General features: G+C 64.8%; 6 protein-coding genes. 2 read left to right on the plus strand and 4 right to left on the minus strand.

Annotated features, from left to right (window positions below; genetic code table 11):
- The first annotated feature begins 112 nt into the window (after window positions 1–112).
- Window positions 113–5,545 carry an alpha-2-macroglobulin family protein gene (locus tag NANH_RS0117135; RefSeq protein ID WP_027263154.1) on the plus strand — a complete coding sequence of 1,811 codons (5,433 nt, stop codon included), beginning with the start codon at window positions 113–115 and terminating at the stop codon, window positions 5,543–5,545.
- Complete coding sequence (gene pbpC, locus NANH_RS0117140) at window positions 5,542–7,584, plus strand: penicillin-binding protein 1C (protein ID WP_081710479.1); 2,043 nt, start codon at window positions 5,542–5,544, stop codon at window positions 7,582–7,584. The genes NANH_RS0117135 and pbpC overlap by 4 nt, the downstream gene beginning before the upstream one ends.
- Window positions 7,585–7,604: 20 nt before the next feature.
- On the opposite strand, the gene NANH_RS0117145 is transcribed toward pbpC, so the two are convergent.
- Genes NANH_RS0117145 through NANH_RS0117160 form a run of 4 tightly spaced genes read right to left on the minus strand, consistent with a single transcriptional unit; the run spans window position 7,605 to window position 14,285 of the window.
- Window positions 7,605–9,647 carry a DUF7408 domain-containing protein gene (locus NANH_RS0117145; protein ID WP_027263156.1) on the minus strand — a complete coding sequence of 681 codons (2,043 nt, stop codon included), beginning with the start codon at window positions 9,645–9,647 and terminating at the stop codon, window positions 7,605–7,607.
- Complete coding sequence (locus NANH_RS0117150) at window positions 9,644–12,409, minus strand: DUF4159 domain-containing protein (RefSeq protein WP_027263157.1); 2,766 nt, start codon at window positions 12,407–12,409, stop codon at window positions 9,644–9,646. Before NANH_RS0117150 ends, NANH_RS0117145 begins: the two co-directional genes overlap by 4 nt.
- Window positions 12,406–13,281 carry a DUF58 domain-containing protein gene (locus tag NANH_RS0117155; protein ID WP_027263158.1) on the minus strand — a complete coding sequence of 292 codons (876 nt, stop codon included), beginning with the start codon at window positions 13,279–13,281 and terminating at the stop codon, window positions 12,406–12,408. The genes NANH_RS0117150 and NANH_RS0117155 overlap by 4 nt, the downstream gene beginning before the upstream one ends.
- Entirely contained in the window at window positions 13,278–14,285 is a 1,008-nt protein-coding gene (locus tag NANH_RS0117160) for an AAA family ATPase (RefSeq protein ID WP_027263159.1), read from the minus strand. The genes NANH_RS0117155 and NANH_RS0117160 overlap by 4 nt, the downstream gene beginning before the upstream one ends.
- Window positions 14,286–14,287: the final 2 nt, after the last annotated feature.

Raw genomic sequence — 14,287 nt, forward strand, 5'->3', positions numbered from 1 at the left:
ACTGCAGCATCGGGTGACTCGGTGAACAAGTGCTTAAGTTGTGAACAGGACCGGGAATCCTTGCCTGTGACGTGCGCTCCATGTCAACCTGCCTGAAAATACGGAGGCAGACATGCTACGATTTGGTCGAATGGTGGGGGGGGCGCTGTGTCTCTGGCTGGGCTGCGTCGCTGCGGTTGGGGCGCAGCAAGCGGTGCCGGATTATCGGTACGTTGTGACCCGCGATATGGATTTCCTCGGCTCCGATCTCGATGCTTTGTTTGACACCGATCTGGACAGCTGCGTGCGGGCCTGTAACGCAACTGCGGCGTGTACGGCGTTTACCTTCAACTCCCGGTCCAACGCCTGTTTCCCCAAACGCCAGATCACCGAACGGGCGCCCTATGAGGGCGCAATTTCCGCCATCAAGGTGGCCAACGATCCCGCTATTGTGGAGCAGGCGCAAAGCCGCCGTGCCGAGCTGGGCTTTCTGGGTGCCGGTGCGCTGGACAAGGCGATGGCGCTGGGGCGCGATCTGGGCTTGCGCCATCAGGCTGGCAGTTTCGATCTGGCTCAGGTGCTGGATACAATAGCCGCGCGCCGTGAAGCCGGGAAAATTGCGCAAGCGGCGGGGTGGGCCGGTGCGGCGGTGTCGCTCAGCGATCGGTCGGATCTCTGGGTGGAATACGCCAGGCTACTGATGACAATCCAGACCGACAACAGCGACGAAGCCCGCAACAATGCGGAACGTGCCACCGGCGCTGCGATCAACGCCTATCTTCGCGGGCGATCCCCGGCAGAACAGACCAGCGCATTGCTGGTTCTGTCGCGGGCTCTCGAACGGATGGGGCAGGGGCGCGACATGATCCCGACCCTGCGGCTGGCGCAGCAAATCCAGCCGCGCGAAGACATTGGCGGCGCTCTGGGCGGTGCGATCGCAAAATACGGGTTTCGTGTGCAGGACAGCACTGTCGAAAGCGACAGCGCAGCCCCGCGCATCTGTGCTGTTTTTTCCGAGCCGTTGGTGCAGGCCGGAATCGATTATGACCCCTATGTCCGGCTGCCGCAGGCGGGACTGGTGGTGCAGGTGGACGGCAGCCAGCTGTGCATCGATGGGGTGGAACATGGCAAGCGCTATCGTGTGACCCTGCGCGCCGGGCTGCCGGCGGCCAGTGGCGAAGGCCTGGCCAAGGACGTTGAACTGACCCACTATGTGCGTGATCGGACCCCCAGCGTCCGTTTTCCCGGTCGTGCATATGTGTTGCCGAAAACCGACGATGCGGCGCTTCCGATCGATACCGTCAATCTGACGGACGTTGATTTGCGCCTGCGACGGGTCAGCGACCGAAACCTGTTGCGGGCGGTGCAGGATGGCTATTTCGGGCGACCGCTGTCGCAATGGCAGGACCAGACCTTTGCCAGCGAAATCGCAGAGGAGATCTGGACAGGCAGCGCTGTGGTCGGCAACCAGTTGAACCGCGAGATGACCACCCGCCTGCCGTTGGGAGACGCGATTGCGGGGCAACCCGCCGGGATCTATGCGCTGACAGCGCGGGTGCCGGGGGCAGATCCCTATGACGATCCGGGAACCACCCAGTGGTTCGTTCTGTCCGATCTGGGGTTGAGTACCATGTCGGGGACAGACGGGCTGCATCTGGCGGTGCGGGGTCTGGGAGATGCGGCGCCCCGTGCGGGTGTCGAAGTCACGCTGGTGTCGCGCGCCAATGCCGTGTTGGCCAGCACGACGACCGATGCCGATGGCTTTGCGCGCTTTGAGCCCGGATTGACGCGGGGAACAGGCGGCGCGGCCCCGGCGCTGGTTCTGGCCCAAGAGGGCACGGATGATATCGGGTTCCTGTCGCTGACCGACCCGGCCTTTGACCTGTCGGACCGTGGCGTCGAAGGCCGTGCACCCGCCGGACCGGTGGACGTATTCCTGACCACGGACCGCGGAGCGTACCGCGCGGGCGAAACTATCCACGCTACGATCCTGGTGCGTGACGGATCGGCGGATGCCATCGCAGGGCTCCCCGTGATTGCGACCCTCAGCCGCCCGGACGGGGTAGAGTATCGGCGCATGGTGTCGGGTGCCGGAGTCGCGGGCGGGCATGTCTTTGCGTTGCCGGTCGGCCTGGACGCTCCGCGTGGCACATGGCGGCTGCAGATTTTCGGCGACCCGGACGCTCCGGCTCTGGCCAGCCAGACAGTGCTGGTCGAAGATTTTCTGCCCGAACGGATTGATTTCGACCTTGCATTGCCGGATGGGCCGCTGCGGGCCAGTGACAGTCCGGTTCTGGACATATCGGCCCGCTATCTATTTGGCGCGCCGGGGGCGGACCTGTCCGTAGAAGGACAGGCGACCTTGAGAGCCGCCCGTGAACTGGCGGACTGGCCGGGGTACGGGTTCGGTCGGCACGACGTTGCAATAGCCCCCGTCAGCAGCCATTTTTCCGGCCAACGGACCGATGTACAAGGGCAGGCGAGCGTGGCGCTGGATCTGCCAGAAACCGAGGTATCGGGACTGCCGTATGAACTGACCGTCGCGGCGCGGCTGGCGGATGGATCCGGGCGACCCGTCGAGCGGCAAATCACTGCCCAGGTGCTGCCGTCGATGCCGGTGATCGGGATCAAGCCAATGTTTGAGGGCGTTCTGCCCGAAGGCGGCGAAGCCCGGTTCGAGGTCATCGGTCTGGCTGCGGATCTGACACCACAGCCAATGCGCGTGCGCTGGACGCTGAACCGGGTCGAAACGCGGTACCAGTGGTATCAGCTGTACGGCAACTGGAACTGGGAGCCGACGACCCGGCGCAGCCGCATCGCCACTGGCGAGGCCATAGTGGATGGATCTCTGGCGCTGGCGCAACCGGTGGATTGGGGCGCGTACGAACTGGTGGTCGAGCGGCTGGATGGCGAGTATGTCGCCGCTTCGGCGGGTTTTCAGGCTGGATGGTATGCCCCGGCGGATGCATCGGCGACGCCCGACCGGCTGGACCTGTCGCTGGACCGCCAAAACTATCGCCCCGGCGATACCGCGCTGCTGCGCATCGTGCCGCGCGCTGCGGGTTCGGCCCTGATTTCGGTAATGTCCAACCGGCTGATCCACCGCCAGGCCGTCGAGGTGCCAGCGGGCGAAACGGTAATTCCTCTGAAGGTGACAGAGGATTGGGGCACCGGCGCCTATGTCAGCGCCGCGGTGATTCGTCCGATGGATGTGGCTGCGGGACAGAACCCCGCGCGGTCGCTCGGCGTGGCCCATGCCAGTGTCGAACCGGTGGGCAAGCTGCTCGATGTGGCCATCGATGTGCCAGAGGTGGCTGAACCGCGTCAGACGCAGAAGGTGCAGGTGACTGTTGCCGGTGCCGCGCAGGGTGACGAGGTCTGGTTGACGTTGGCCGCCGTGGATCTGGGCATCCTCAACCTGACCGGCTTTAGCGGCCCGGATCCGGTGCAGCACTATTTCGGCCAGCGGCGGCTGGGGATGGAATTGCGCGATGTCTACGGCAGACTGATCGACGGGATGAACGGCGCGCTGGGAACGGTGCGGTCGGGCGGGGATAATGGGGCGGGGATGCGTCTGCAGTCGCCGCCGCCAACGCAGGACCCGATGGCGGCTTTCAGCGGACCGGTGCGGGTCGGACCGGATGGTGTCGCGCTGGTGGATGTCGACCTTCCCGCATTCAATGGTACGGTGCGGCTGATGGCTGTCGTCTGGTCGAATGGAGCGGTTGGGCAGGCCCAGACCGATATGCTGGTGCGTGACCCGGTGGTGGTGACGGCCACTCTGCCGAATTTCCTGGCTCCTGGAGACACCAGCCGCATCCTGCTGGAGGTGGTGCATGCGGACGGACCGGCAGGGACGATGCAGGTGGCGTTAGCCACTGATGGTGCAGGCCTGGATCTGGGGGCGTCACCGGAACCGTTCGACCTTGCCGCTGGTGGCAAGGCCAGCTTTCAGGTTCCGGTCACGGCTCAAGCCGTTGGCGACCAGATGATCGACGTTGTACTGACAACTCCGGAGGGGCGCGAAATGCGTCAAAGTCTGCGAATGGCGGTGCGGGCCAATGACCCGATGGTCGCACGGACGCGGCGGTTCACATTGGGCGCGGGCGAAACATTCGCCTTCAGTGATGATGTCTTTGCCGATCTGCGTTCCGGAACCGGCAAGGCGATCCTGTCGGCTGGCGCATTGGCAAAGTTCGATGCGCCGGGGTTGCTGGCGATGCTGGACCGCTATCCCTATGGCTGTACCGAACAGGTCACATCGCAGGCGCTGCCACTGCTGTACCTGTCGTCGGTGGCCCGTGCGACCGGGTTGGGCGATGGGCCTGTGGTTCAGGCCCGGCTGGATGAGGCCATTGGGCGGATCCTGACGCGGCAATCCGCGAATGGTGCCTTTGGACTGTGGCAGGCCGGGTCGGGGGATTTCTGGCTGGATGCCTATGTCTCGGACTTTCTCAGCCGGGCACGGGCGCAGGGTTTTGCGGTGCCGGATCGTGCCTTTCGGCTGGCGATGGATAACCTGCGCAACCGGATCAACTATGCGCCCGACTTTGACAGCGGTGGCGAGGATATCGCCTATGCGCTGATGGTGCTGGCCCGCGAAGGCGCTGCGGCGATGGGCGATCTGCGCTATTATGCCGATGTCAAAGGGTCGGCCTTTGCGACCCCGTTGGCGGCGGCGCAGTTGGGGGCCGCGCTGGCATCCTATGGCGATCAGACCCGTGCCGACGCGATGTTCGCCCGCGCCGCACAGCGCGTTGCGACCGCGACAGAGGACCCGCTGCTGTGGCGCGCCGACTATGGCACCGAGTTGCGCGATGCGGCAGGTGTGCTGGCGCTGGCGACCGAGGCAGGCAGCGCAGCGGTCGATGTGAGCGCGCTGAGCGACCGCATCACCGGTGTCGCTGGCCCCCGGTCCACGCAAGAGGCTGCCTGGTCTCTCCTGGCCGCGCAGGCACTGATCGACACGCCCGAGCAATCCGGTTTGCTGCTGGATGGCGTGCCGGGTGACGGTGCCTTTGTGCAGGTTCTGCGGGGCGGCGGTCAGGACATGACGATTTCCGTCCGCGACGGGCAGGCTGCCGACATTACCCTGACCACAATCGGCATCCCGGTGGTTGCGCCAGAGGCGGGTGGCACCGGATACGCGATCACCCGCGACTATTACACCATCGACGGAGCCCCCGTTGAAGGGCACAGCCTCGCGGTTGGCGACCGCGTCGTGACCGTGTTGCGGGTCATCCCGTTTGAGAAATCCGCAGCCCGCCTGATCATCGACGATCCTTTGCCTGCCGGTCTGGAGATCGACAACCCCAACCTGTTGCGGTCGGGCGATGTGCGGGCTTTGGACTGGCTGAAACCATCGCCCGCAGAACATGCCGAGTTCCGCAGCGACCGGTTTATCGCGGCGGTGGACATGCGCACGGCGGAACCGATCACGCTGGCCTATATCGCCCGTGCGGTGACACCGGGTGATTTTCATCACCCGGCGGCCTCGGTCGAGGATATGTACCGTCCCCGTTTCGGTGCCCGGACAGATACCGCACGTATGGTTGTGACGGAATGAAACGTCCCGGCCTGATCGCGCTGACGGTGCTGTTGTTCACGACGGCGGCGTTGCGCGATGCGGTGGATGATTGGATCGATGCGACACAGTTGCCCTTGACCCTGGCCGAGACCTCGACCGAGATTCGGGATCGTTCGGGGACCTTGCTGCGCGCCTATACTGTGGGCAACGGTATCTGGCGTCTGGCACCGCAACTGGACAAGGTGGATGCGGGGTATCTGCGGATGCTGGTGCGGTTCGAGGACAAGCGATTCTGGAATCATTCCGGTGTCGACCTGCTGGCGATGTTGCGGGCCGGTGCACAGGCGGTGTGGCATGGGCGCGCGGTTTCCGGCGGCTCGACCCTGACCATGCAGGTGGCACGGCTGGTCGAGGACGGCAGTACCGGAAAGTGGGCAGGCAAGCTGCGCCAAATCCGCCTGGCGCTTGCGCTCGAGCGGCAGCTGAGCAAGCGTCAGATCCTGACCCTGTACCTGACGCATGCGCCCTATGGTGGCAATCTGGAAGGTATTCGCGCAGCCAGCCTGGCCTGGTTCGGCAAGGAACCGCAGCGTCTGACACAGGGACAGGCCGCATTGCTGGTGGCTCTGCCACAGTCACCCGAGAGCCGCCGCCCGGATCGCCACCCAACAGCGGCGCGCGCCGCCCGAAACCGTGTTCTGGCACGGACGGCACAGCGGGAAATCCTGCCTCAAAATGCGGACGAGACGGCAGCCCGCTCGCCCTTGCCCGACAGGATGCGGCCGTTTCCCCGGCTCGCACCGCACCTTGCGGACCGGGTCCGAACCGCAGCCCTGGACCAGCTGAAAATCGATCTGACACTACAGGCGCCGGTGCAAACGGTTCTGCAAGAGTTGGTCGGCGACGCCGCTCGACAGGCCGGATCGCGGGTTTCCGCGGCGCTGGTCGCGGCGAACCATCGCACCGGAGAAATCATCGCCTCGGTTGGCTCGCCGGCTTATGACGCGGATCAGGGGCGGCAAGGGTATGTTGACATGACCCAGGCCATCCGTTCGCCTGGCTCGACCCTAAAACCGTTGATCTACGGATTGGCCATGGACCAGGGGCTGGTGCATCCCGATACGTTGATTCACGATGGGCCGGTCCGGTTCGGCCGATATGCTCCGCGCAATTTCGATGGCCAGTTTCGCGGCGATATCCGGATACGCGATGCGTTGCAGCAATCGTTGAACATCCCGGTGGTCAAGCTCACGCACGAGTTGGGTCCGGCGCGGGTGATGGCGGCGCTGGACCGCTCGGGTGCACAGGCCGCGCTGCCCGGAGGCGCACCCGGGTTGGCCATCGCGCTTGGCGGTGTCGGGATCAGCCTGCAGGATCTGGTTCAGCTTTACGCGGGGTTGGCGCAAGGCGGACAGGGGCCGTTGCTGCACGTGCGGAAAGATGCACCGCCCCAGTCGGGGCAGCGTATGATGTCGGATGTTGCCGCATGGCAGGTCAGCAATATCCTGTCCGGGTTGACCCCGCCGCCTGGTGCGCCAGCAGGGGTGCTGGCCTATAAGACCGGCACATCGTACGGGCACCGGGATGCCTGGGCAATTGGATATGACGGACAACATGTGATCGGCGTCTGGATGGGGCGGGCCGATGGAACGCCTGTGCCCGGAGCCTTTGGTGCAGACCTGGCCGCACCACTGTTGTTTGAGGCGTTTGGGCGTCTGAAACACGGGTTTGATCCGCTCTCGCCGCCACCACCTGCGACGTTGATACCGGGCAGTGCCGCATTGCCGCAGCCGTTGCAGCGCTTTCGCTCGCGCAATGCCCATTTCACTCAGTCCGAGGATGCGCCCGCGCTCCTGTACCCACCCGATGGCGCGCAGTTCGATCTCGCGGGCGGACCCGTTACCATGAAGTTGCGCGGCGGTGTGGGTCCATATCTGGTGCTGGCAAATGGACGTCCTTTGGTTTCTGAACAGTATAACACCGAATTTGACATTCCGAACCCGGGTGCGGGGTTTTCAACGCTGGTGGTGGTCGATCGCAAGGGGCGGTCCGACCGGGTGACGATCCGGCTGAACTGATCGGGCATCCGAAACCGGTGTTATCGGCGGCCCTCGCGCAGCCAACCGCCAACAATCAGAGCCGACGCCAGAACGAGAACCAGCCACGCCGGCAACAGGGGCGATTGGGTCACATCACGGGTTTCATAGGCACCGCGCGGCGTCAGCCCGATCCAGCCGCGCCCCGCAGCGGGACGGCCCTCGCGTATATCGCGCAGGCCGGGCAATCCGTGCTCCAGCCGGAACACGCCTCCGCGCATCGACTCGATCACCGGTTTCAGCAGGTCGCCCGAGGCGATGGTGTCCTCGAATTCACGCGGGGCTGGGGGGCCTAGGCCGATCACCGTCTCATGCTCTCCTTCGGCCAGACGATACAGGCCGATCTCGGGGCCATCGTACAGCGCTTCGAAACGCCCCGGAGACACTTCCTGCAGCGTGATTTCGTCGGTCGATCCGTCCGGATTGGTAATCGTCACCGGCCCGATTTCATCCTCTAGCGTGCGCCGAATAATGCGCATGGTCTGACCGGTGGCATCGCCCCACAGCGCTTCTTCTTCAAGTTCGGGTTCTTTCATCATCCAGTGGGCCAGCCGCCGCAGCAACTCCAGTTGCGGCCCGCCGCCTTCGTAGCCCCGGTTCCACAACCACGCGTGATCCGACGCCAGCAAGGCAACGCGGCCCTCACCGACCCGATCCAGAATCAACAGGGGGCGGTCGTCGACGCCCGACATCAAAACGGACCCGGATTGCGGTGTCACGTCGATCTGGCGCAACCACGATCCCCAGGTTTCGTCCCCTTGCAGATCGGCGGTGACGGGATGACGCTTGCCCTGATCCGTCACCTTGGGGCGAAATTTTTCCTCGATCACACGGGCGCTGGGTTGGGCTGGCAACACCGGGGCAAGGGGCGAGCGATAGATGCTGTCAGCCCCGGCAAAATCCGGCCCCGCCGCGACCAGAACCGCGCCGCCGTTGGTCACGTAATTCGCCACGTTGTCCAGATAGATCGCGGGTAGGATGCCCCTGCGTTTGTAGCGATCAAAGATGATGAGGTCGAAATCCTCGATCTTTTCCAGAAACAATTCGCGTGTCGGAAAGGCGATCAGAGACAGTTCGCCGACCGGTACGCCATCCTGTTTTTCAGGCGGCCGCAGGATGGTAAAATGCACCAGATCCACCGAACTGTCCGATTTCAGCAGGTTGCGCCAGGTACGCCCACCTGGATGCGGCTCGCCTGAAACCAGCAACACCCGCAGCCGGTCACGCACGCCGTTCATCTGAATCAGCGCGCTGTTGTTGCGATCCGTGATCTCGCCCTCGGCTTTGGGCACTGTGAACTGAATGACGTTGCGCCCGCCGTGGGGCAAGGTGACCGGCAGTTCAATATCCTGGCCGACCGGCACATCGAAGGTCTGTGCCGCGCCACCGTCGACCGAAATTTGCAGCGGAGCGGTCGCGGCGGCCTGGGGCACCGCGCCGCTGTCCTCGATTCGCAGGGTCAGGACCACGGACTCGCCAATGATGGCAAAGGCCGGGGCGTTGCGCACGATCAGCCGTCTGTCCCAGTCGGAGTCAAGCCCGGTCAATAACAGATGCAATGGGGCCGGCAGGTCTGGCGCGCGGTCGATGTCGTGTACCTGCCCATCGCTCAGCGCGATGATTCCGGCGATGCGGGCGCGAGGTTCTTCGGCCAGCACTGCGGACAGAGCGCTCATCAACTCTGTTCCGGCATCGCCGTCACCATCGGGTATGGTGACACGGCGCAGTTCGGTATTGGCTCGCGTTGCGATCTCTGCGGCAAGGGTTTGAGCGGCCGCGGTCCTCTGATCGGAGCGGTCCGACAGAGTCTGGCTGGCGCTTTCGTCTTCCAGCAGGATCACAATGTCGGTCAGCGGGGCACGGTCCTCGACCTGATAGACAGGCCCGGCCAAGGCCCCCAGCAGAACCAGTGCCGCCAGTGCGCGCAGCGCCCACCCTGACAACCCGCGCCACAGGGCCAGCGCCGCACCCGCAAACGCCAGCACCGCCAGCGCGGTAATCAGGGGCCAGGGGATCAGCGGATCAAAGATCACGGTTCCGGTCATTGGCCCAACCTGTCGAGCAACGCAGGCACGTGTACCTGATCGGATTTGTAATTCCCGGTCAGCACATGCATCACCAGGTTGACCCCGAAACGATAGGCCAGTTCGCGCTGCCGCTCACCTGCAAAGCCGCGTCCGACCGGCACCATCGGGCGGCCATTGTCATCCACGGCCCAGGCCGCAGCCCAGTCATTGCCGCCGATCACCACCGGCGTCACCCCGTCGTTGAGATTGCGAAACGGCATCCCCTCGATGTGTTCGGCATCCGGTGGTGCGGCCTCGACCCAAACCTCGCGTCTGCCATGGCGGCCGGGAAAGTCCTGCAACAGGTAAAAGGTGCGGGTCAGAACGTGATCGGCGGGCAGGGGTTCCAGCGGCGGTATATCAAGCGGCGCGGCCAGCTGCTGCAGCCTGCGTCCGTTCGGGCTGGCGGTGCCAAAACCGGCAATGTCGGCGTCGCGGGTGTCGAACAGGATCACCCCCCCCGAACGCAGGTATTCGTTCAGCCGCCCATAGGCCTCGGCGGAGGGGATTGGCTGATCCGGGGTGATTGGCCAGTAGAGCAGCGGAAAGAACGACAGCTCGTCGCGCTCGAGATCGATACCCATCGGAACGGCGGGCTCTACCGAGGTGCGAAAGAACAGGGTGTCCGACAGGCCGCGCAGCCCGGCCTGTGCAACGCGGTCGATGCCATTGTCCCCCGTCAGCACATGGGCCAGCACCAGTTCTTTTGTGGCGTCAATGGCAAAAGTGTCGGCGCTGTTCTGCGAATGTGCCGGTCCGGGGTGGGCAGACAGCAAAGCCAGCGCCAGCACGGCGGACAGCCGACCCGGTATCAGCCGCCCCGACAGTGCCAGAGAGGCAATTACGTCCAACACCAGCAGCATGATCGCCAAGCTTAGCAGGATACCACCCAACGGTCGTTCCCGCTCGACCGAAAGGCCTTGAACCGGGATCCGGTCGGGCCATAGCGCGGGGATCAGGTCGGCCTCATCCGTCAGGACATTGCGTGCCAGCCGCCGGTCTTCACTGGCGTACAGACCGGGGCGCAGGCCGGGTCCGACCGCTGCATCGACCAGGTCGGCACCGTCGACACCAGGCAATGCGCTTGCGTCCGACAGCGACCCGAAACCGTCCATCACCTGCATCGGAGTCCAGATCGTGCCTGCCAGATCGCCGGCTTGCGGTGCCTTTGCGGTCGAGGACACCGCAAGCCGTTCCAGCATTTCGACAAACAGGCCCGACAGCGGCAGGCTGGACCATTCGGCATTGGCCGTGACGTGAAACAGCACCACCTGTCCCCGACCGAGCGGTTTGCGCGTGACCAGGGGCGTGCCATCTGACAGTTCGGCGATCACGCGGTCGGCCAGCGTTGGATCGGGCTGCGCCATCACCTGGGCGCTGACGGTCACATCGGCGGGCAAGGACAGTCCAAAAAACGGCGAACCCTCGGCAAAAGGGGCCAGCGCCTTGGGTTCGCCCCAGCTCATCGCGCCGCCGACGCTGCGCCCCCCCGCGCGCAGGCGCACCGGCATCAGCGGATCCTCTGTATCGCGGCCGATGTCGCTGGCGGCCAGACGTGGCCCGGCAAAACGTAAGAGCATTCCGCCTAACTCGATCCATTCGACCAGCGCATTCTCTTCGGCGGTCGACAAGGTTGCCACATCGGCCAGTACGATCACGTCCGGATTGGCGGGAAGCAGGTCCAGCAATGCACCGTCCAGCAGTTCGGCAGTGGGCAGCAACGCCTGTTCAAGGTAATGCAGTGGCGACAGCAGCTCCAGCCCCTCGCGATCTTCGCGTCCGGCGATCAAAGCGATTTCGCGGCGGCGCAGGCTGTCATCGGTCAAGCTGAGCGCGCCAGCGGAATGCTGACCCTGAATCTCGAACCGTGTAATGCGGGCGCGCAGTTCGGATGGCAGCGAGAGTGTGGCTTGTGCAGTGCGCTGGCCGGCTGTGAAGCGGGCGGGAACCGATGCCAAAATCCGCATCGTGCCACCGGGGTCTCGTCCTTGCGCAAGAATGACGATTTCGCGCTCCGATCCCGGGGTCGACCGATACGCGGTCAATTGTACTGCGCCATCTTCAAACCGGGCGGGAGAGAGGCCCAGAACCGCGTTGCCGGTTTGAAACACCCGAACAGCACCGCGCGTTTCCAGCGTGGATAGCAACGTGTCGCGCGCATCATACGCAAGTCCATCGCTGATCCAAAGGGTGTCAAAGCCGTGGTCGATGGTTTTCAAAGCCTCCAGCGTCACGTCGATCTGCGCCCGTCCGGGTTGCCATGGTGCGGGCGTCAGCCCGGCCAATCGGCTGCGCCAGACATCCGAGGCCTGAAACACCGGCGTTTCGGGGTCGCTCAACCGCAGAACCGATACGGGACGTCCGGCCCGGCCCGCTTCGGAGAGATGTTTCGCTACAAACTCTCTGGTGTCGGGCCAGCGTGTCGCCCCGGCCCAACTGGCATCCAGCAGGACCAACAGCGGCCCGGCGCCATCCTGCGCCTTTTGCGGGTTCAGAACCGGCCCTGCAAGCCCGACGATCACCGCTGCCGCCGCCAGCATCCGCAGCAAGAGCAGCCACCATGGCGTGCGGTCGGATACGCTTTCGTCATCCTTTAGCCCCAGCAACAGGGCAACGCCGGGAAAACGCCTGCGAATTGGGGCAGGGGGAATGGCGCGCAGGATGAGCCACAGAATCGGCAGGGCCAGCAGGCCCAGCAACAGCCACGGCGACGCGAAACCGATACCGGCAAGAACGGTCACGACCGCCCCCGATCCAGCGCGCGATACAGCCACAACAGGGCCGGCTGGGCGCTTTGCGACGTATGATGCAGTCCCAGTTGCCAGCCGGTCAGACGGCAAAGATGGTCTAGCCGGTCCTTGCGTTCGGCCAGCCGGGTCAGATACCTGTCGCGCAGATCGCCCGCCTTGAGCGTCTCGTGCGACAGCGTGCCCCCGACGCTTTCGAATATGGTGCGACCGCGAAAGGGAAACTGTTCTTCGCTTGGATCGAGGATTTGCAGTAGGATTCCGCGTACGCCACGATCAGCGGCCTTGGTCAGGGCCAGTTCGACCTCTGCGATGTCACCCAGAAAATCGGACACGAACACCGCTCGTGCATGGGGGATCATCGCCCTGTGTTCGGGTGCGGCGTAATCCTGATCCATGTCGACGGTCAGGGCCTCCGCCAGCCGCAGGATCTGGGCATTGCCGCGACGGGGCGGCAGGGCGGTACCGGTCAGCCCGACCCGTTCCCCGCCACGCACCAGCAGGATCGCGATGGCCAGGCTCAGCAACCGGGCGCGATCGGCCTTGGTCGGCAAGCCATCCTGCGAGGCAAACCGCATCGAAGCGCCCTGATCTGTCCACAGCATCACCGACTGGGCGATCTGCCATTCGCGTTCGCGCACGAACTGCTGATCCCCCCGGGCCGAGCGGCGATGGTCGATCAACCGCTTGCTGTCGCCCGCCTGCGCCGGCCGGTACTGCCAGAAATCGTCCCCCAACCCGGCGCGTCTGCGCCCATGTTCCCCCAAAAGCACGGTACCGGCCAACTGTTCCGCCCGCGCCAGAAGCGGCGGCAGGCGGCTGGCTTCGGCCTCGGAGCGTTCGCGCAGGGTCGGGGTTGGTGTCACGCGGCCGCCTCGGTGCGACTCAGGCCGGTGGCGGTGGTTTCGATCAGATCGGCCAGATTGTCACCACGTGCACGGGCAGCGAAGTTCAACGCCATGCGGTGGCTCAGCACCGGCCGGGCCATGTCGATCACGTCTTCGGCATTGGGAACCAGTCGGCCCTGCAACAAGGCGCGGGCACGCACCGTCAACATCAGCGCCTGTGCCGCGCGCGGTCCAGGACCCCATGCGACTGTTTCGCGAACCCGGTCCGACGCTTCGGATTCTTCGGGGCGGAAGGCGCGCACCAGATCCAGAATCATCTCGACCACCGACTCGCCCACCGGCATGCGCCGCAGCAGGGTCTGGGCGGCCAGCAATTCATCGCGGCTGAACACCCGGGGGGACTGGTCCTCGTGGACGCCGGTGGTGGCGATCAGGATGTCACGCTCGGTGTCGCGGTCCGGATAGTCGACGTCGATCTGTACCAGGAACCGGTCCAGCTGGGCCTCGGGCAGGGGATAGGTTCCTTCCTGTTCGATCGGGTTCTGGGTGGCCAGCACATGAAACAGATCGCCCAATGGCCGGTCTTCGCCCGCGACCGTAACGGTGCGTTCCTGCATCGCTTGCAACAGGGCCGACTGGGTGCGCGGGCTGGCGCGGTTGATTTCATCCGCCATCAACAGCTGGCAAAAGATCGGTCCGGGTACAAATCGAAAGGCGCGGGTGCCGTCGGCCGCGGTGTCCAGCACTTCGGAGCCCAGAATGTCGGCGGGCATCAGGTCGGGGGTGAACTGGATGCGATTGCCATCCAGTCCCATCACCGTCGAAAGGGTTTCGATCAGCCGGGTCTTGCCTAATCCAGGCAGGCCGATCAGCAACCCGTGCCCGCCGCACAGCAGGGCCGTCAAAGTCAGGTCGACGACGCGGGTCTGGCCGATGAACCGGCGGGTGATCGACGCGCGGGCCAGCGCCAACTTGTCTGCGAGCGCCTCAATCTCGGCGACCAGATCGGCAGGATCGGACATGA

Origin of the sequence: Sedimentitalea nanhaiensis DSM 24252, assembly GCF_000473225.1 — a bacterium.
Classification (GTDB): domain Bacteria; phylum Pseudomonadota; class Alphaproteobacteria; order Rhodobacterales; family Rhodobacteraceae; genus Sedimentitalea; species Sedimentitalea nanhaiensis.